Source organism: Daeguia caeni, from assembly GCF_042653845.1.
GTDB classification, from domain to species: domain Bacteria; phylum Pseudomonadota; class Alphaproteobacteria; order Rhizobiales; family Rhizobiaceae; genus Brucella; species Brucella caeni.
In genome coordinates, this window is the sequence record NZ_JBHSEL010000017.1 from 42,358 (window position 1) to 59,444 (window position 17,087).

Here is a 17,087-nt window from a genome sequence, read left to right on the forward strand (position 1 = left end):
GCGCGCGCTCGTCTACGGGCGGGCGACTTAACGTGAGTATCCCTATGAACTTGTCATCTGCTATCGCACCAGAGGACGTGATCCTTGATCTATCAATCTCGACAAAAGCCGTCTTGATCAAGAAGCTGGCTGCACATGCGGCCGCTCGGACGGGCCTAACCGAGGAATCGATACTCACAGCTCTGCTAGGCCGGGAGCGGCTTGGGTCGACGGGCATCGGACATGGGGTCGCCATGCCTCATGCGCCAGTTCCGGGGCTCGAGACATCCTTTGCGGCGCTGATGGTGCTGAAGAAGCCGATCGATTTCGAGGCAGTGGACGACCTTCCGGTCGACGTTGTCTTTTTGCTTCTGTCGTCCCCCGAAAGCAGTAACGAGTATCTGAAGATACTCGCAGCAGTTGCCCGTAGGATGCGCGATGAGCAGGTCATGAAAATCTTGCGCGGCGCCAAGTCAGAGCATGCCGCTTATTCTATTTTGGTTGAGCAGCCGGGATGAGGGGTCTCGTACGTGCGGCTGCAGAAGTCGTAGAGGCTGAATGCATTTCTGGGATGGGATTGGCCGGGCTGACCATCCCAGCATCATGCCAGTTCTGTAGTTGCCATAACGTATTGATCTTGAGGCAATTATCACTTCCTCCGCCGATTGATTGAGGCGAGCGGATGGATGAGGAGAATTTGCACTGTGAGGACCCAACTTCTCCTCCAGGGCCCACGAAGATCCCTTTTGATTTGAGTTCGCTCCAGTTTGTCGTAGCGGCGGCTGAGCATCGCAGTTTTCGGCGTGCTGCGGATGCCCTCGGTCAGTATCCGGCGACCGTGAGCCGAGGCGTGCAGCGCGTTGAGGATGTGGTGGGGGTTTCGTTTTTCGAGCGCTGCCCGTCGGGTATCCGCCTTACAAATGCGGGAGAGCAATTTGTCGCCACCGTCCGCCCAGCCATCGACTTGATCATGCAGGCGACGCGAACTGCGGGAGCGGCCGGCCGCGGCGAAAACGGTAGTTTGAGTATTGGAGTTCTCACATCGCTTGCGGGCGGGTTTCTTAGAGAGCTGATCGAAAAGTATGCGCTTCTACATCCAAAGGTGGCCATAGAGATCAGGAATGGAGGACGGATAGAGCACATCGCCGCGCTACGGTCCCGTCAACTGGATATCGCTTTCTTCACAGGCAGTGGTGCGATCGCGGGATTTGAGACGGCTGAGCTCTGGCAGGAGCGGGTTCATGTAGCGCTATCGGCAGACCATCCTTTGGCCGAACGAGAAGCGATTGAATGGCCATGGCTTCGCGATCAGAAATTTCTGGTGACGAAATGCGCGCCTGGCCTCGAAGTCCACCATTATATCGTTCGCCGACTAGCGGATTACAGTACGTATCCCACCGTCAAAATCATGCCATGCAACCAGGAAACCTTGATGAACATGGTAGCGATCGGCCGAGGCATAACCGTTGTGTCGGCCGGCTGGCGCTCTGTCTCCGTCCCTCGGCTCATGCTCCGACCTCTGGTCGAGGACGAAGACATAGTACCGTTCAGCGCGGTTTGGGCGCCCGGCCGGGATAACCCGTCACTTCGGCGTTTTCTTTCGCTGGCGTCGAGTCTGGCGGCCAAAGGCGCTAGAGGGCGTCTGCATCGGTCCATCTGATCGTGCCGGACGGCAGTCGGGATCTCGCTCATTCGCGATTTCGGCGCGCCTTGGCGAACCCTCGGTCGGTTGCCATGAACCGTTCAAGCATCGGAACAATGAGCTTCTTGGGGTCGTCGACTGGCTGGCCGGATTCACGGGCGAGCGCCTCTGCGTACGAACTGAGGTCGCGGTGCAGAGCGCCGGGTAGATCCAGCGTTATCTTCACCGACTTATCCTCGATGATTGGGCCAAGCTTCAGTTTTGTCATTGGGTAGCTCCGTAAGGCTCGAGGACGAGATCGCGGGTGACGATGACGCGGACCGGGAACCCCGGCCGGATCGTCAACGTCGGCGCGACCTGCAACTGACGGCGGATGATCTGCTGGCCGGCGTCGTTGATGGTGTCCTGGGCTCCATCGCGAATAGCGCTCACCAGGCGGTCCTCGTCATCGACGGCCAGTTCCGTGCCGACGGCGAGAAGGGTCGAGAGACCGGCGGCCTTGGCGATATCCCACCAGTGATAATCCACGCCGTCTTCGAGGCCGGCATAGCCTTGCGTGTCAGCGCCAGGCTGGCGTTCGAGCACGATCGAGCGGCCGTTCGGCAGGATCAGGCGGTTCCAGACCAGCAGCACGCGGCGCTGTCCGAAGCCGACATCGTTGCTGTATTCGCCGATAATGCGGGTGCCCTGGGGTACGAGAAGGATTCGGCCAGTCGGGCTGTCATAGATATGCTCGGTGACCTGCGCAGTGATCTGGCCGGGCAGATCGGAGCGGATGCCGGTGATGAGCGCGGCGGAGATGACTGCGCCGGCCTGAAGCACATATGGCGACGCGGGAGCCATGACACGATCCGAGGCGACGGTGCGGCGATCGACACCGGCGTTGAGGAAGGCATTCTGCCGATCCTGAGCCGTCGGCGTTCCTGTCTGTCCCGGCAGGCCGAGGCCGGCGAGATTTGGACCGGCGCTGCCCGGAGACCCTCCTGCGGCTCCTCCCGCTCCCGGCCCGGACTGGAAAAAGACGCGGCTTGTGCGTGCGGCTTCCTCCTCGGCAAGGCGGCGTTGCTCCTCGGGATCGACCTGGGGTGTCGCCATCGTTGGCGGCACGACCGGCTGACCGCGGTTTTGGGCGTCAAGTATGGGACCGCCAAGGTCACCGGGCAGCGGCGGGCCGAGCACGGGGCCGGTATAGTCGCGCGGCAAGCCGGCAAGCCCATCGGCGGTCGCCCGGTTATCCGTGGAATAGAGCTCTTCGTTTCCCGTACCGCCGTCGCGGGTCTGGAGAGCGTAGATCAGTGCGCCGCCGATACCGATACTGGCGACGAGGCCGACGCTGGCCAGCACCTTGCGGGACAGCCGGGTGACGCGCGGCGCGTCGGCGCGCAGCCGCATGGTGGATACGGAATCGGCAGGAGCGCCGGTGAGCGGAGCGCCATCTTCGCGGTCCTCTTTATTGTCTTCGTGATTGCTCATGACGCGGGTCTCCCGTCGGTACGGACAATCCTGACGGTCTGCTGGCGATTGCCGCCACCGAGGCGAAGTTCGGCCGCGCCGAAGAGACGATCGACGATCAGGATGTTCTGGTAGATGCGGCTGTTGACGATCTGAGGTTCGCCATCCGATCCAATGACAAAGAGCGGCGGCATTTCGCCTTGGACGATGCCGCGCGGGAATTCGACATAGACCCGGCGACCATCGTCATAAACGGAGACCGGCCGCCAGGGCGGCGTGTCGCCCGTCAAGCCGTAACGATAGTTGCGCGCCGAAGCGACGGGAATGACAGGGGTGGCCGGAACGCTTTGGCGTTGGCTTGCTGGTGGCTGGGGGTAGGCCCAGGCGACTGCGGGCATGTAGGGCGCTTCGCCAGACCGCAGCTCGATCATGTAGACGCGGCGGTCGGTCGTAATAACGAGATTGGTCGTGATGTCGGCGCGGCTGGGTTTGACGAGGATATGGACGCGACGCGTCGCACCGCTGCCGCTTTCGGTGTCGCCGATGATCCATCGTGCGGTGTCTCCTGCGGCGATGGGCCCGGCGCCGGTGAGGCTTTCTCCGGGTTCGAGCGCAATGTTGGTGATCTGACCGGGCGCGGCGTAGACCTGATAAAGGGCGCCTTCGCTCCAGGGGTAGATCTGAATTGAGTTGAAATAGCCTTCACGGCGCGGCTGTACGCGGGCGGCGGCGTTGGCGTTCTCGACACGCCCTTCTGGGGTACTGGCAGCGGTGCCTCCGCGCGCCGGCGTCCAGGCCGGCGGCACGTGCAAGGGACGGGGCGCCTGATCGGTTACGATAGCCGGCACGGCCGGGAGTGGCGGGACATCGGCATCATAGCTGATCTGGGGCGGCCGATTGGTCGCGCAGCCGGCCAGCATGGTCGCGGAAAGCAGGACAATCGCCAAGGCGGGTTTACGGAAACCCTGAAACGCGGCTTTGCTGATCATCGCGGGGCTCATTGGCTCATCTCCCGCGACCAGTTGATCGCATTGACGTAGATGCCCAGCGGATTGGCGCGCAGACGCTCCGCGTCGCGCGGCGTCTGGATCACAATGGTCAGGATAGCGGTCCACCGTTCTGTTCGGGAGAGCTGGCCGTTTTCGTAATGGCGCTCGGTCCAGGCGACGCGGAACGAGTCGGGCGATGCGCGGATGACACTCGACACCTCCACGGCGATCTGCTGACGGCCAACGCGCGTGAACGGATCATTGGCGCGGGCATGGTCATTGAGCGCCGCCGCGCCACGATCGGTGGTCCATTCATAGGCCCTGAGCCAGTTCTGACGCACGATGATGGGATCGGCCGGGATCGAGCGCGTCTGCTCGATGAAGCGCGCGAGATGCCAGGCGACCTGTGGGTCGGTCGGCTGGTAGTCGGCGGAAGCTGGTGCAACCGTCTGCGCCTGGCCGAGATTGTCGACCTGCACCACCCATGGAACGACCGTCCCTGTGGCCGATTGCCATACCAGAGCGGCGGCAAATCCTGCGGACAGGATCAGGCTGCCGAAGGCCATGTAACGCCAGTTCTTGGCCTGCACGCGGGCCGATCCGATGCGTTCGTCCCAGATCTGCGCGGCTTTCTGGTAGGGTGTTTCGGGTTCCGGCGTCTTGCCGTAGTGGGTTGCGGGTCTCTTGAAGAGGCTCATGAGCGATCACTTTCAGAAAGGTTGACGGAGGAGCCGCCGCCATGGCTGTCGCCGGAGCGGACCGCGTGGCCGGCGGCGGAAACGCCGTGGCTGAGGGCCTGGCTGCGTTTCATGCGCTTTGCCCAGTCGGGAGCACCGTCGCGCTGCGTACTGGTGGCGGCCTCGGCGGCATCTCCGCCGCCAATGGTTCCCATGGTCGAGGAACCGCCGGTCACGCCGAAGCCGGCCTTTGCGCCATCGGAGAAGCTCGATTTGACGCTTTCGCCGGCTTTTGAGGCTGCGCGCTTGAGCGGCGATACGGCGGCAGATCCTGCGGCGCGCGCGACACCGCCGAGACCGGATGCGACGCCAACGGCGCCGGACTGACCCAGCGAGCCAAGGCTGTAGGCTGACGAAGCAGCGCCCGCTGCGGCCGCGCCACCGCGAACAGCGGCAGCACCACCGGAAAGAGCCGCTCCTCCTCCCTTCACGGCAAGACTGGCAGCCCCGCCGGCGGCAAGTGCGGCGCCACCGACCGCGAGGCCGGTCCCGACAGCAGCGCCGGCGCCCAGTTGCGGTCCGCCTGAGACGAGGCCGCTGGCGATGCCGGGTCCGAAGATGCCAAGACCGAGCAGGGAAAGCGCCGCCAGAACGACAGCCATGGCGTCATCGATGGAGGGTGTCTGGCCACCGAAACCTGCCGTGAACTGCGAGAACAGGGTCGAGCCGATGCCGATGATGACGGCGAGCACCAGCACCTTGATGCCAGAGGAGACGACATTGCCCAGCACGCGCTCGGCCATGAAGGCGGTCTTGCCGAAGAGGCCAAAGGGGATCAGCACGAAACCGGCGAGCGTCGTGAGCTTGAATTCTATGAGCGTTACGAAGAGCTGCACGGCCAGGATGAAGAAGGCGAGCAGGACGAGCGCCCAGGCGAAGAGCAGGCAGGCGATCTGGATGAAGTTCTCGAAGAAGGCGATCCAGCCCATGAGATCGGAAATGGATTCCAGCAATGGACGCGCGGCGTCGAGGCCGGTCTGTGCGACCTTGCCGGGACGCAGAAGGTCCTGAACGGTAAAGCTGGTGCCGGAGCCTTTCAGGCCGAGGCCGGCAAAGCTGTCGAAGACAATATTGGCCAGATTGTTCCAGTTGCCGATGATGTAGGCGAAGACGCCGACGAACAGCGTTTTCTTCACGAGGCGCGCGATGATGTCGTCGTCAGCGCCCCAGGACCAGAAGAGAGCTGCGAGCGTCACATCGATGACGATCAGCGTGGTGGCGATGAAGGCGACCTCGCCGCCGAGCAGGCCGAAGCCTGAGTCGATGTAACGGGTGAAGGTGCCGAGGAATGTATCTATGACGCCGGTGCCGCCCATGATTACTGTCCCTCGTTCACGGGTGGCACGGCGGGCGCGGGAGGGCGGCCGAGGAAGCGGTCACGGGTTTCGGCCCAGACGCGCATGCAGTCGGGGTCGCTGGCCGCGGTCTGTCCAAGCTGCTGGCACTGGCGCTGCGCCTCGCGCAGCGGATCGCGCACGGGCTCCGTCAGGCGCACCGGCTCCGTTCTCGGAGCTTCTTCTTTGCGGGTCATTTCGATCGCCGTCGCGGTGATCGCGATGGCGACGAAAACGACCGCGCCCAGCCGGGCCAGCATCTTGCCGTCCATGGCCCCCTCCCGCTTTGTCAGTTGCCGTTGTTGAACATCTGCGCGTTGCCCGGCTGGTAGCCGGAGCCGGGCGTCAGGAAGCGGCGCCGCTGTTCGCGCCCCTGTTCGGCCGCAGCAGCGCGTTCGGCTTCCGTGAGCGCACCGGCGCGGCCGTTTGCTGACATCAGCGCGATCAGGTCGGAGAGCTGCTGGGATTGCAGGGCGAGGAGCTGGTTGCCGGCCTGCGTCGCTTGAAGTGCACCCGTCGCGCCCTGGCTCTGGCCCACCAGCGCCGACATCTCGGCACGGTTCGTGTCGATGTTGCCAACCACGCCGGCTTGGACGCGCATGGCATCCTGCAATCCGCCGACGGTGTTTTGCCAGCGCGAGCGTGCGTCGGCGACGAGCTGCTGATCGGTCGTCGACAGTGAGACGTTGCCGTATTGTTGCTGAAAGATCTGGTCGATGCGCTGAACGTCGAAAGCGATGTTCTGGGCCTGGCCGAGAAGCTGCTGCGTTCGCTGGACGCTCTGCTGGATTTGCTGGAGCGAGGAATGCGGCAGGCTCGCAAGATTGCGCGCCTGGTTGATCAGCATCTGGGCCTCGTTCTGGAGCGAGGTGATCTGATTGTTGATCTGCTCCAGCGTGCGCGCGGCCGTGAGCACGTTTTCGGCGTAGTTGGAGGGGTCGAAAACGATCCGGCCGAAACCGAACTGCGCGTAGGCAGGTGCGGTGAGGATCGGCGATAGCGCCAGCGGAGCCGCCAGCATGGTGGCGGCGAGCAAAACCGCTCGCGTACGGGAACGATGGATAGTCATGACTTAGCCTCCTTGGTGGCCTGGGGGGTGAGGTTGGAGAGATCGGGGATCAGATCGGCCGCCCAATCGACGCCGCGCAGGCGCAGCCAGGCGTCGAGAAAGCCCTCTGGGCCGTGCTCGGCGCAGATGCGGGCGATTGCCGCCTGATCGGACTTCGAGGATGCGGCGGTGAGGGCGAGGCCGACTTCGGACAGCCCTAGCTCGAACAGGCGATTGCCACGCCGCGACTGACAGTAATAGTCGCGCTTGGGCGTCGCCCGCGCGAGGATCTCGATCTGCCGGTCGTTGAGACCGAAGCGGCGATAGATCGCGGTGATCTGCGGCTCGATGGCGCGCTCGTTCGGTAGCAGAAGCCGTGTCGGGCAGCTTTCGATGATGGCCGGCGCGATCGCTGATCCATCGATGTCGCTGAGCGACTGGGTAGCGAAGATGACGCTGGCGTTCTTCTTGCGCAGCGTCTTCAGCCATTCACGGAGCTGGCCGGCGAACCCTTCGTCGTCCAGCGCCAGCCATCCCTCGTCAATGATGAGCAGCGTGGGCGAGCCGTCGAGGCGATCACCGATGCGATGGAAGAGATAGGCGAGCACGGCCGGTGCGGAACCCGTGCCGACAAGGCCCTCGATCTCGAATGCCTGCACCGAACTGTGACCAAGATGCTCGGTCTCGGCGTCGAGCAGCCGGCCATAAGGGCCGCCGACGCAATAAGAACGCAGCGCCTGCTTCAGATCGTTGGACTGGAGGAGGACGCAGAGGCCGGTGATGGTCCGTTCCTCGACCGGCGCGGAAGCGAGCGAAGTCAGCGCCGACCAGAGATGTTCCTTCACCTCCGGCGTGATCTGGATGCCTTCGCGCATCAGGATGGCGACGAGCCAGTCGGCCGCCCAGGCGCGCTCGGGTACGTCATGGATGCGCGCGAGCGGCTGGAGGGAGACGGAGACGTCCGAACCTTCGGTCAGGTCACCGCCGAGATCGTGCCAGTCGCCACCCATGGCGAGTGCCGCTGCTCGGATCGAGCCGCCGAAATCGAAGGCGAAGACCTGGGAATTCTCATAGCGCCGGAACTGCAAGGCCATGAGGGCGAGCAGCACGGATTTGCCGGCGCCGGTCGGCCCCACAACGAGGGTATGGCCGACGTCGCCGACATGAAGGGAAAACCGGAACGGGGTGCTTCCCTCGGTCTTGCCGTAAAGCAAGGGGGGCGACCCGAAGTGCTCATCCCGTTCCGGCCCCGCCCACACCGCTGAAAGCGGGATCATGTGGGCGAGATTGAGCGTGGAGATCGGCGGTTGCCGGACATTGGCGTACACATGGCCCGGCAAGGAGCCGAGCCAGGCATCCACCGCATTGATGGTCTCGGCCATTGCCGTGAAGTCGCGGCCCTGAATGACCTTCTCGACGAGGCGAAGCTTTTCGTCGGCGATGCGGGGATCGGCGTCCCAAACCGCGATAGTCGCCGTCACATAGGCCTGTCCGGCATAATCGGCGCCCAGCTCCTGAAGCGCCATATCGGCATCGGCGGCCTTGTTGGCGGCGTCGGTGTCGACGAGGGCCGAGGCCTCGTTGGTCATCACCTCCTTGATGATCGCGCCGATCGACTTGCGCTTGGCGAACCATTGCCGCCTGATCTTGGTGAGCAGTTTGGTGGCGTCGGTCTTGTCGAGCAGGATCGCCCGTGTCGACCAGCGGTAGGGAAAGGCCAGGCGGTTGAGATCGTCGAGGATTCCTGGAGTGGTCGCGGTCGGGAAGCCGACGATCGTGAGGATGCGCAGATGCGCGTTGCCGAGACGCGGCTCAAGCCCGCCGGTGAGCGGCTGGTCGGCGAGCAGCGCGTCGAGATAGATCGGGGTTTCCGGAACGCGAACGCGATGCCGGTTGGTCGAGACGGTCGAATGCAGATAGGTCAGCGTTTCGGCGTCATCGAGCCAGGCGCATTCCGGCATGAAGCCATCAAGCAGCGCCAGCACGCGATCGGTACGGTCGATGAAGCCGCGCAGAACCTCGTGCGGATCGACGCCGGTACGGTCTCGCCCTTCGTAGAGCCAGGTTTCGGTGCGTGCAGCTTCTTCCGCCGGGGGCAGGAAGGCGAAGGTCAGGAAATAGCTGGAGATGTAATGCGCGTCGGCCTCCTCGAAGGCGGCCTTGCGCTCGGCATCAAGCAAAGCCGAGGCCGGATCGGGAAAACGGCTCTCGGGGTAGGTCGAGGCTTCATGGCGCTGCGCCTCGACGAAGATCGCCCAGCCAGAGCCGAGACGACGGAAGGCGTTATTGAGGCGGCCGGCGACGGCGACCAGCTCGGCGGCGACGGCGCTGTCGAGATCCGGCCCCCGGAATTTCGCTGTGCGCTGGAACGAGCCGTCCTTGTTGAGCACGGCGCCCTGTCCGACCAAGGCGACCCAAGGCAGGTAATCGGCGAGACGAGCGGCGGTGCGGCGATATTCGGCAAGGTTCATCATGTTTTGCGCCCTCAGACCGACAGGAACGCCGGGATGCGCAGATGCCTGCGGCCGACCTCGACGAAGAGCGGGTCGCGCTTGGCGGCCCAGACGGCGGCAAAGTGGCCGATGACCCAGATGGCGAGGCCTACCAGCCAGAGGCGCAGACCGAGACCGACGGCCCCGGCCAGCGTTCCGTTCATGATGGCGATGGAGCGCGGGGCGCCGCCGAGCAGGATGTGCTCGGTCAACGCCCTGTGGACCTGAACGGTGAAACCAGGCACCGCGTCGAGCTGTTCGAAACTGCCCGCCATCAGACGAGCGCCCCGCCGCCGAACGAGAAGAAGCTCAGGAAGAACGAGCTGGCCGCGAAGGCGATGCTGAGACCAAATACGATCTGGATCAGGCGTCGGAAGCCGCCGGAGCTGTCGCCGAAGGCGAGCGTCAGACCGGTGACGATGATGATGATGACGGCGACGATCTTGGCGACGGGCCCCTCGATCGACTGAAGGATCGATTGCAGCGGCGCTTCCCAGGGCATGGACGAACCGGAAGCATGTGCGGCCGGCGTAAGCATGAGACTGATGGTGGCGGCGGTTACAGCGGTCGTAATGCGTTGGCGGCCGCGGGATAGAAGGCGAATCATGAGGGGGCTCCTGTGGGGTTGGGTTCTGTGGTGGCGGGGGTGGTGCGATAGTCGCCATCGGCGCCGAGGCCCTCGACGCGGGCGAGTTCGGCGAGCCGGCGTTGTGATCCGCGCCCGGCGAGGACGGCGACGAGATCGATGGTCTCGGCGATCAATGCTCGGGGGACGGTGATGACGGCTTCCTGGATCAGTTGCTCGAGGCGGCGCAGCGCCCCGATGCCGGTGCCGGCGTGAATGGTGCCGATGCCGCCGGGATGGCCGGTGCCCCAGGCTTTGAGCAGGTCGAGCGCTTCGGCGCCGCGCACCTCGCCAATGGGGATTCGGTCAGGGCGAAGGCGCAGCGAGGAGCGCACGAGATCGGAGAGCGTCGCGACGCCGTCCTTGGTGCGCATGGCGACGAGGTTGGGCGCGGTGCATTGCAGCTCGCGCGTGTCCTCGATGATGACGACGCGATCCGTGGTCTTGGAGACCTCGGCGAGAAGGGCGTTGGTGAGCGTGGTCTTGCCGGTCGAGGTGCCACCGGCGACGAGAATGTTGGCACGCGAGGCGACGGCTGTGCGCAGCGTCTCGGCCTGGTCCGCCGACATGATGCCGGCCGCGACATAGTCGTCGAGCGTGAACACAGCGACGGCGGGCTTGCGGATCGCGAAAGCCGGCGCAGCGACAACGGGCGGCAGCAATCCTTCAAATCGCTCCCCCGTCTCGGGCAGTTCTGCCGAGACGCGCGGGCTTCCAGGATGGACTTCGGCCCCGACATGGTGGGCGACCAGCCGAACGATGCGCTCGCCATCGGCTGGGGACAGAAGCTCACCTGTATCGGAGAGTCCTTCGGATAACCGGTCGATCCAGAGCCGGCCGTCGGGATTGAGCATCACCTCGACGATCGACGGGTCTTCCAGAAAGCGGGCGATCGCCGGCCCAAGGGCCGTGCGCAGCATGCGCGCGCCGCGTGTTATTGCTTCTGTTTTCTGGTGAGATGCCGCCATGTCGTCCCCTTGCGGTCAGGGACCGTTCAGCCGGCCCTGGATCGGGGACGATTAAAAGAGCCCGAAATTGGGCTGATTCAACAAGTCTTTGTCGTAGTAGTAGCGTGGCGTGCAAATACAGGAGAACGGCGGTGGGGGCTTCCGCTTGATCTGGGCAGGGCAATAACTATCGATCAACTTCAGACGAATCAGCTGTACCGATATCTGGGGCGGGAACCACATCATCAGGAATCTCGCGCAGGAAGCTCTGTCCCTGCTGCAGGCGACGCCCGACCGTCTCGATGAAACCTTCGTAGCGCTCGCGGCCCTTGGCCTGTGCAGCGGCATTGGCATCGCCGGGGAGCGGCGGCGTAACGGATAGCCAGAAGCGGACGAACAGTGCGAGTGTCTCGGCGGTGATGCCGAGGTCGCGTTCAATCCGCTGGATCTGCCTCGTCATCCGGTCGAGACGCCGGGTCAGCGCAGCCTCGCGCTTGTCGGCCCCATCGGGTGAGAGAAAGGATGCAACGGCCGCCTCCACGATCGCCGAGCGCGAGATTTTCTTTCGGTCGGCGAGATCAGCGATCTGGCGCAGCATGTCGGGTGGGAAATATACATTCATCCGGTCGCGCATGGCTTAAAGATCCATATTGTCGTTGGGGTTCATGGAGACCTGACGGGCGATGCCGCTCATCCGGCGGCGAAGCGCCTGTCGCTGCCGCGCTGCATCTTCCGGTTCATCATTGAGCAGTGCGGCGAACTCTTCGGCCGGGTTCGGGTCGCTTGTTTCCTTGACGATGGCGACGTGGTCGGGAAGTTCGGGCTCGCGGCGCAGGCCGCTATTGGCGGCGTCCTGTTCCGCCTTCTGGATCTCGGCCAGCAATGCGGTGTCTGGGCCTTTTGGTTCCAGTTCAGTCCAGGCGTCCTTCCGCTTGGTCAGGCTGGTCTTGGTCGGATCGGGCGGCGGCAGCACGCGCTCGTTGAAACGCTTGTCCTCGAAATAGCGCGCCTTGTTGGCCCTGATGGGCGGGGTGGCGGCAAGCATGACGATTTCGTCGTTGGGCGGAAGCTGCATGATTTCGCCGGGCGTCAGCAGCGGACGCGCGGTCTCGGAGCGCGAGACCATGAGGTGACCCAACCAAGGTGACAGTCGATGCCCGGCATAGTTCTTCATCGCCTTCATCTCGGTGGCGGTGCCGAGGGCGTCGGAGACACGTTTGGCGGTGCGTTCGTCGTTCGTGGCGAAGCTCACGCGCACATGGCAGTTGTCGAGGATGGAGTTGTTGGCGCCGTAGGCCTTCTCGATCTGATTGAGCGACTGGGCGATGAGAAAGGCCTTCATGCCGTAGCCGGCCATGAAGGCGAGCGCGCTCTCGAAGAAGTCGAGGCGGCCGAGCGCCGGAAACTCGTCAAGCATCATCAGGACGCGATGACGGCGGCTCTTTGTGTGCAGGTCCTCCGTGAGACGTCGGCCGATCTGGTTCAGCACAAGCCGGATCAGTGGCTTGGTGCGGGAGATGTCCGAAGGCGGCACCACGAGGTATAGCGTCGCCGGCTGCTGGTCTTCAATGAGATCGGCGATGCGCCAGTCGCAGCGCCGGGTCACTTCGGCGACGACGGGATCACGATAGAGACCGAGGAACGACATGGCGGTTGAAAGCACGCCCGAGCGTTCATTGTCGGATTTGTTGAGGAGCTCGCGCGCGGTCGAGGCGATGACGGGATGCGGACCGGCTTCGCCCAGATGTGGCGTGGTCATCATCGCCGCAAGCGTCGTTTCAATCGGGCGTTTCGGATCGGATAGGAAACTGGCGACACCGGCGAGCGTCTTGTGCTTCTCGGCATAGAGGACGTGCAGGATCGCACCGACCAGCAGGGAGTGGCTGGTCTTCTCCCAGTGATTGCGTTTCTCCAGCGAGCCTTCGGGATCGACGAGCACGTCGGCGACGTTCTGGACGTCACGCACTTCCCATTCGCCGCGGCGCACCTCAAGCAGCGGGTTGTAGGCCGCCGATTTCGGATTGGTCGGATCGAAGAGGAGCACGCGGCCGTACTTTGAGCGGAAGCCGGCGGTGAGCTGCCAGTTCTCGCCTTTGATGTCGTGAACGACGACGGAGCCGGGCCAGGTCAACAGGGTCGGAACGACGAGCCCGACGCCCTTGCCGGATCGGGTCGGCGCGAAGCACAGGACATGCTCCGGCCCATCGTGGCGAAGATAATCCTGGTCGAGCTTGCCAAGCACCACGCCATCTGGATTGAGCAGGCCCGCGGCTTTGACCTCCTGTGGCTTTGCCCAGCGGGCTGAGCCATAGGTCGCAATGTTCTTCGCTTCACGAGCCCGCCAGACCGACATGCCGATGGCTACTGCGATAGCGATGAAGCCTCCGGATGCGGCGATCATTCCGCCCTTTGCGAAGATGCCGGGGGCATAGGCGTCGAAGAAATACCACCACCAGAAGATCGAGGGCGGGTAGTAAATCGGCATGCCGCCAAGCACGAACCAGGGGGCGCCGAGCTGTGCCTGAAAGCCGAGGCTCCAGGCTACATACTGGGTCGCACCCCATGTCGTGAACAGAACGATCAGGAAGACGGTGAGGATCTGCCCCCAGAGGATTTTGGTCGCGGACATTATCAAGGTCCTTTCTTGTTGATTGGGGTGGTCACAGGCCGAGTCCCCGCTGGCGGCCGAGGCTCCACTCGATGCCGCCGTTGCCCTTGGTGACGCCGGCAATGTGTTGGCCGAGTTTCTTCTCGAGTGGCGGGGTCCAGGGCACGAGTTGGAAGCCCAGCCCGTTGTCGATCATGGCGAAGCGGCCAGAGGTCAGCGTGACGCGCTGGCGATAGAGACCGGCGACATGTTCGCCGGCCTGCGCCTTCTGGAAAGGAAGACCGGTTTCTGCCTGTAGCTTTACGCCGACTGCATCGAGCTCACGCTGTCGCAGGGTGTTGAGGAGATCGCGCTGCAGAATGATGCGCTGGCCCTGCCGGCGTGCGAGACCTTCTTCAGCCAAATGTTCGGCGCGGGCCTTCATGGCGTCACGCACCTCTGCGCCGAAGCCACCGCTCGACATGGGCATCGCCTCGCGCTCGACAAGGCGATGATCTAGCCAGGTCGCGCCCGGCGCCGTGGCCTGCCGGTTGAGATCAAAATCGGATCGATTGGCGAGCACGAGCGTCGGGCGCTTGTCGTCCTCGCCGCCAAACCGCCGCACCTCGACGATGCCGCCGATCGGCGGGGAATGCTCGAAGGCCTCGATGCCGCGGAAGCGGACGTGATGGGCGCGGCCGTCCGTGCCATCGATCACGGCATAGGCCTCGCCGGTCAGCTCATCGTGCAGGCCTCGATCAACAAGACGGCCGATGATGGGAGAGCCCGCGCCGCCGCTGTCGATCACATAGTCGCTGAAGCCGCGGTCCTGCCCGCGTTCGGTGAAGGCGCGGTGCATGGTCTTGATGATGTCGCCGCGCATGCCGAGATCGCGGAGCGTGCGTTCGGCCTGGAGCCCGACGGTCCATTCGCCGGGGGCGCCTTGTGCAGCCAGCTCCATCTTTTCGAGATGCTGGAGCCGACCGACCATCAGGCGGCGGAGTGAAGGATCGGATTTGCCATTGGCCTCGGGGCGCAGGTCGATGAAGCCGGTCTCGTCGGCAGCGATGCGGATCTCGACATCGAGGCGCGTCCAGCGTTCGGCTGTGACCTCCTTCTCCAGCGCGTTGCGGATTTCCTGCTCGGGCTTGCGACCGAGTTCGAGCGAGACCAGGTCCTCGGCGCGCGAGCGCAGGCCTCGGCTGATATAGTCGCGGGAGATCACCAGATCGGCGCCGGTCTGATCGACGCCGCGCACCAGCAAATGAACATGGGGATTGTCGGTGTTCCAGTGATCGACGGCCACCCAGTCGAGCTTCGTGTCGAGATCAGATTCCATCTGGCAGACGAGGTCGCGGGTGAATTCGCGCAGGTCGGTCATGTCGCCGGCGTCTTCGGGCGAGACGATGAAGCGGAAATGATGCCGGTCGTCCTTGCAGCGATCGGAGAAGGCGAGATCGTCGGCGCGCTCGCTCGTCGCGTCGAACATCACACCCTTCTCTCCATCCCGGCTGACGCCTTCGCGTTTGAGATAAGAGAGATGGGCCGAGAGCGGCGCCGAGCGAAACGACTTGCCCTGATGACGCACCACGCGCGCCTTGACGACGACTCGGCGCGAGGCGCTGAAGATGCGCGAGCGGCTGAAGCTGACGCGGCCGCGGCCGAAGGTCGAGTGACCACGGTTGCCGCCGCTGCGCTTGGCGGTTCGCACCTCGCCGGAGCTATGCCCGGCCCTCTTCGAAGCCCGCAGCACCTGGTTGATGAAGCTCTTGGGCTTGGGCGCGCGGGTGGATTTGATGCGGCCAGGACGGATGCGGAATTCTCTGTCGCCCTCGCTCATCGAACTGCCCTTTCCGAAGGGGCAAACGGGTACAGTGCCGGAAACACCATTGAAATCGCAGCAAAATACAACAATCGCGGCACGCGACCCGACCGACCGGCACGCCAAAATCCACGCCATATCAATGGCTTGTGCGAATTTGGCGATGCCCTTTTATCTCGCCGTCCTGCTGTCGTTGCTCCCTGTTCCTCCCTCCTTCCCGCACAGCACTCTCCAGACCACGCCATGCCGCGCCATGCTGCGAACACCCTCATGGCTGGTCGCCTTCACCGGCACGGGCGATGAACAGACCGCCCGATTGCGGAGCAACGGCGGTTTCATCGCGCTGCAAATCCGCGGTCGAAGTGTCGTCGGACTGCACGGCGGATGTCGGTTGACCAGCATCCAGACTGCGCGCGGATGGAGCCACGAAGAGCGGCGCACGACGCCAGGCATTCGGATCGACGGCAGCGACGACGGTGCTTCCCGGTTGGCCGGGCGTCACGTTTCCAATGCCGATCATCGGTGCGAGCGTGGCGACATAGGCGCGGGTCTCGGCCGGGAGGGGACGGCCCCCGAGGTATTCCTCGTAGCTTCCGGGACCGGCGTTATAGGCCGCGAGGAAGCCCGGCGAGCCGTAGCGGTCGTACATCTCACGCAGATAAGCCGTGCCCGCCAGAATGTTGTCGCGCGGATCGAAGGGGTCACTGCCAAGGCGGTGGCGGATGCGCAGCTCGGCCCAGGTATCGGGCATGATCTGCATCAGGCCCATAGCGCCGGCCGACGAGACGGCGCGGATATCGTCGGCGCTTTCGACGCGGCGCACCGACCTGATCCAGTGTTCGGGAATGCCAAAGCGTTGCGAGGCTTCCGTCACGAAGGCGGCGTGGGGATCGCGAGACGGTTGCTCGGCCGATGGCGCGCTTTGCGCCAGCACGGCGAACGGTAGCGCGGCGGTGAAGGTCAGGCCGGAAAGGAGAAGGAGGATGATGCGCCGGGCAGCGCGAGGCCGCCCGGCTGACATCGGTGATGCGGGGTTCGTGTGAGCGATCCGCATGACCTATTCCCGTTCGCCGCGCTTTTGCGGGCGGCTCCAGTGCAGAGACCATGACGTCGCATCCGCGCCGTTCTGGAACAGGCGGGCGCGGACCGGCTGCGGGAAGCTGGGATCGTCGATCAGCAGCGACAGATATTCTCCGGCCTTCTCGCTGGATTCGGTCCAGGCCGCGCCGATCTCCGGGGCGTTCTCGTCCGCGCCGTGGTGGATGCGGTAGCTGGGCGCGTTGTCGACGTCCGAAGGTTCGACGGGAACGATGCAGATTTCGCGAAAGAGTGTGAGTGTGTGAATGCGGCCGGTGAAGCCGGATTCCTCGCGGGTGAACTCACCGATTTGTGGCATTTCGGGTTCCTTTCTTGATGCGGTGCAGAGGGATGCG

At 64.1% G+C, this 17,087-nt stretch carries 18 protein-coding genes; 2 read left to right on the forward strand and 16 right to left on the reverse strand.

Annotated features, from left to right (window positions below; translation table 11 throughout):
- Window positions 1-44: 44 nt before the first annotated feature.
- Window positions 45-497, forward strand: a complete 453-nt coding sequence (locus ACFO1V_RS01410) for a PTS sugar transporter subunit IIA (protein WP_374832050.1) — start codon at window positions 45-47, stop codon at window positions 495-497.
- 164 nt (window positions 498-661) lie between these two features.
- Window positions 662-1,639 carry a LysR family transcriptional regulator gene (locus ACFO1V_RS01415; RefSeq protein ID WP_374832048.1) on the forward strand — a complete coding sequence of 326 codons (978 nt, stop codon included), beginning with the start codon at window positions 662-664 and terminating at the stop codon, window positions 1,637-1,639.
- A gap of 28 nt (window positions 1,640-1,667) precedes the next feature.
- On the opposite strand, the gene ACFO1V_RS01420 is transcribed toward ACFO1V_RS01415, so the two are convergent.
- From ACFO1V_RS01420 to ACFO1V_RS01495, 16 genes are all read right to left on the reverse strand, one after another.
- Complete coding sequence (locus tag ACFO1V_RS01420) at window positions 1,668-1,889, reverse strand: DUF2274 domain-containing protein (protein WP_374832046.1); 222 nt, start codon at window positions 1,887-1,889, stop codon at window positions 1,668-1,670.
- On the reverse strand, window positions 1,886-3,094 hold the full coding sequence (locus ACFO1V_RS01425; protein WP_374832044.1) for a TraB/TrbI/VirB10 family type IV secretion system protein: 1,209 nt from the start codon (window positions 3,092-3,094) through the stop codon (window positions 1,886-1,888). The genes ACFO1V_RS01420 and ACFO1V_RS01425 overlap by 4 nt, the downstream gene beginning before the upstream one ends.
- On the reverse strand, window positions 3,091-4,062 hold the full coding sequence (gene trbG / locus ACFO1V_RS01430) for a P-type conjugative transfer protein TrbG (RefSeq protein ID WP_374832042.1): 972 nt from the start codon (window positions 4,060-4,062) through the stop codon (window positions 3,091-3,093). The genes ACFO1V_RS01425 and trbG overlap by 4 nt, the downstream gene beginning before the upstream one ends.
- 8 nt (window positions 4,063-4,070) lie before the next feature.
- Complete coding sequence (trbF, locus tag ACFO1V_RS01435; RefSeq protein ID WP_374832040.1) at window positions 4,071-4,760, reverse strand: conjugal transfer protein TrbF; 690 nt, start codon at window positions 4,758-4,760, stop codon at window positions 4,071-4,073.
- Window positions 4,757-6,115 carry a P-type conjugative transfer protein TrbL gene (gene trbL, locus ACFO1V_RS01440; protein WP_374832038.1) on the reverse strand — a complete coding sequence of 453 codons (1,359 nt, stop codon included), beginning with the start codon at window positions 6,113-6,115 and terminating at the stop codon, window positions 4,757-4,759. The genes trbF and trbL overlap by 4 nt, the downstream gene beginning before the upstream one ends.
- Window positions 6,116-6,117: 2 nt before the next feature.
- The gene (gene trbK-alt, locus ACFO1V_RS01445; RefSeq protein WP_374832036.1) at window positions 6,118-6,405 is read right to left on the reverse strand and encodes a putative entry exclusion protein TrbK-alt; all 288 of its coding nucleotides are present in this window, start codon (window positions 6,403-6,405) and stop codon (window positions 6,118-6,120) included.
- Between the two features lie 17 nt (window positions 6,406-6,422).
- Window positions 6,423-7,202: a P-type conjugative transfer protein TrbJ gene (gene trbJ, locus ACFO1V_RS01450; RefSeq protein ID WP_374832034.1), complete on the reverse strand. Its 780-nt coding sequence runs from the start codon at window positions 7,200-7,202 to the stop codon at window positions 6,423-6,425.
- Window positions 7,199-9,655: a conjugal transfer protein TrbE gene (gene trbE / locus ACFO1V_RS01455; RefSeq protein ID WP_374832032.1), complete on the reverse strand. Its 2,457-nt coding sequence runs from the start codon at window positions 9,653-9,655 to the stop codon at window positions 7,199-7,201. The genes trbJ and trbE overlap by 4 nt, the downstream gene beginning before the upstream one ends.
- Window positions 9,656-9,666: 11 nt before the next feature.
- A complete protein-coding gene (locus tag ACFO1V_RS01460) occupies window positions 9,667-9,948 on the reverse strand; it encodes a VirB3 family type IV secretion system protein (protein ID WP_374832030.1) in 282 nt (93 codons plus the stop codon).
- Complete coding sequence (locus ACFO1V_RS01465; protein WP_374832028.1) at window positions 9,948-10,280, reverse strand: TrbC/VirB2 family type IV secretion system protein; 333 nt, start codon at window positions 10,278-10,280, stop codon at window positions 9,948-9,950. Before ACFO1V_RS01465 ends, ACFO1V_RS01460 begins: the two co-directional genes overlap by 1 nt.
- Window positions 10,277-11,266 carry a P-type conjugative transfer ATPase TrbB gene (gene trbB, locus ACFO1V_RS01470; protein WP_374832026.1) on the reverse strand — a complete coding sequence of 330 codons (990 nt, stop codon included), beginning with the start codon at window positions 11,264-11,266 and terminating at the stop codon, window positions 10,277-10,279. The genes ACFO1V_RS01465 and trbB overlap by 4 nt, the downstream gene beginning before the upstream one ends.
- A 166-nt stretch (window positions 11,267-11,432) precedes the next feature.
- Window positions 11,433-11,879, reverse strand: a complete 447-nt coding sequence (locus ACFO1V_RS01475) for a CopG family transcriptional regulator (protein WP_374832024.1) — start codon at window positions 11,877-11,879, stop codon at window positions 11,433-11,435.
- Between the two features lie 3 nt (window positions 11,880-11,882).
- Window positions 11,883-13,874: a conjugal transfer protein TraG gene (locus tag ACFO1V_RS01480; RefSeq protein WP_374832022.1), complete on the reverse strand. Its 1,992-nt coding sequence runs from the start codon at window positions 13,872-13,874 to the stop codon at window positions 11,883-11,885.
- 31 nt (window positions 13,875-13,905) lie between these two features.
- Window positions 13,906-15,672 carry a relaxase/mobilization nuclease domain-containing protein gene (locus tag ACFO1V_RS01485; protein WP_374832020.1) on the reverse strand — a complete coding sequence of 589 codons (1,767 nt, stop codon included), beginning with the start codon at window positions 15,670-15,672 and terminating at the stop codon, window positions 13,906-13,908.
- 250 nt (window positions 15,673-15,922) lie between these two features.
- Window positions 15,923-16,708 (reverse strand): lytic transglycosylase domain-containing protein, encoded by a 786-nt coding sequence (locus tag ACFO1V_RS01490; protein ID WP_374832018.1) that lies wholly within the window; start codon window positions 16,706-16,708, stop codon window positions 15,923-15,925.
- Between the two features lie 3 nt (window positions 16,709-16,711).
- Entirely contained in the window at window positions 16,712-17,050 is a 339-nt protein-coding gene (locus ACFO1V_RS01495) for a DUF736 domain-containing protein (RefSeq protein WP_374832016.1), read from the reverse strand.
- Between the last annotated feature and the right edge of the window lie 37 nt (window positions 17,051-17,087).

Bases quoted from the DNA above. Each gene is read 5' to 3' on its own strand.
- ACFO1V_RS01485 (WP_374832020.1), bottom strand. From the start codon at position 15,672: ATGAGCGAGGGCGACAGAGAATTCCGCATCCGTCCTGGCCGCATCAAA.
- ACFO1V_RS01425 (WP_374832044.1), bottom strand. From the start codon at position 3,094: ATGAGCAATCACGAAGACAATAAAGAGGACCGCGAAGATGGCGCTCCG.
- ACFO1V_RS01495 (WP_374832016.1), bottom strand. From the start codon at position 17,050: ATGCCACAAATCGGTGAGTTCACCCGCGAGGAATCCGGCTTCACCGGC.
- ACFO1V_RS01490 (WP_374832018.1), bottom strand. From the start codon at position 16,708: ATGCGGATCGCTCACACGAACCCCGCATCACCGATGTCAGCCGGGCGG.
- trbL (WP_374832038.1), bottom strand. From the start codon at position 6,115: ATGGGCGGCACCGGCGTCATAGATACATTCCTCGGCACCTTCACCCGT.
- trbF (WP_374832040.1), bottom strand. From the start codon at position 4,760: ATGAGCCTCTTCAAGAGACCCGCAACCCACTACGGCAAGACGCCGGAA.
- ACFO1V_RS01460 (WP_374832030.1), bottom strand. From the start codon at position 9,948: ATGGCGGGCAGTTTCGAACAGCTCGACGCGGTGCCTGGTTTCACCGTT.
- ACFO1V_RS01410 (WP_374832050.1), top strand. From the start codon at position 45: ATGAACTTGTCATCTGCTATCGCACCAGAGGACGTGATCCTTGATCTA.
- ACFO1V_RS01415 (WP_374832048.1), top strand. From the start codon at position 662: ATGGATGAGGAGAATTTGCACTGTGAGGACCCAACTTCTCCTCCAGGG.
- trbK-alt (WP_374832036.1), bottom strand. From the start codon at position 6,405: ATGGACGGCAAGATGCTGGCCCGGCTGGGCGCGGTCGTTTTCGTCGCC.
- ACFO1V_RS01480 (WP_374832022.1), bottom strand. From the start codon at position 13,874: ATGTCCGCGACCAAAATCCTCTGGGGGCAGATCCTCACCGTCTTCCTG.
- trbB (WP_374832026.1), bottom strand. From the start codon at position 11,266: ATGGCGGCATCTCACCAGAAAACAGAAGCAATAACACGCGGCGCGCGC.
- trbJ (WP_374832034.1), bottom strand. From the start codon at position 7,202: ATGACTATCCATCGTTCCCGTACGCGAGCGGTTTTGCTCGCCGCCACC.
- trbG (WP_374832042.1), bottom strand. From the start codon at position 4,062: ATGATCAGCAAAGCCGCGTTTCAGGGTTTCCGTAAACCCGCCTTGGCG.
- ACFO1V_RS01465 (WP_374832028.1), bottom strand. From the start codon at position 10,280: ATGATTCGCCTTCTATCCCGCGGCCGCCAACGCATTACGACCGCTGTA.
- trbE (WP_374832032.1), bottom strand. From the start codon at position 9,655: ATGATGAACCTTGCCGAATATCGCCGCACCGCCGCTCGTCTCGCCGAT.
- ACFO1V_RS01475 (WP_374832024.1), bottom strand. From the start codon at position 11,879: ATGCGCGACCGGATGAATGTATATTTCCCACCCGACATGCTGCGCCAG.
- ACFO1V_RS01420 (WP_374832046.1), bottom strand. From the start codon at position 1,889: ATGACAAAACTGAAGCTTGGCCCAATCATCGAGGATAAGTCGGTGAAG.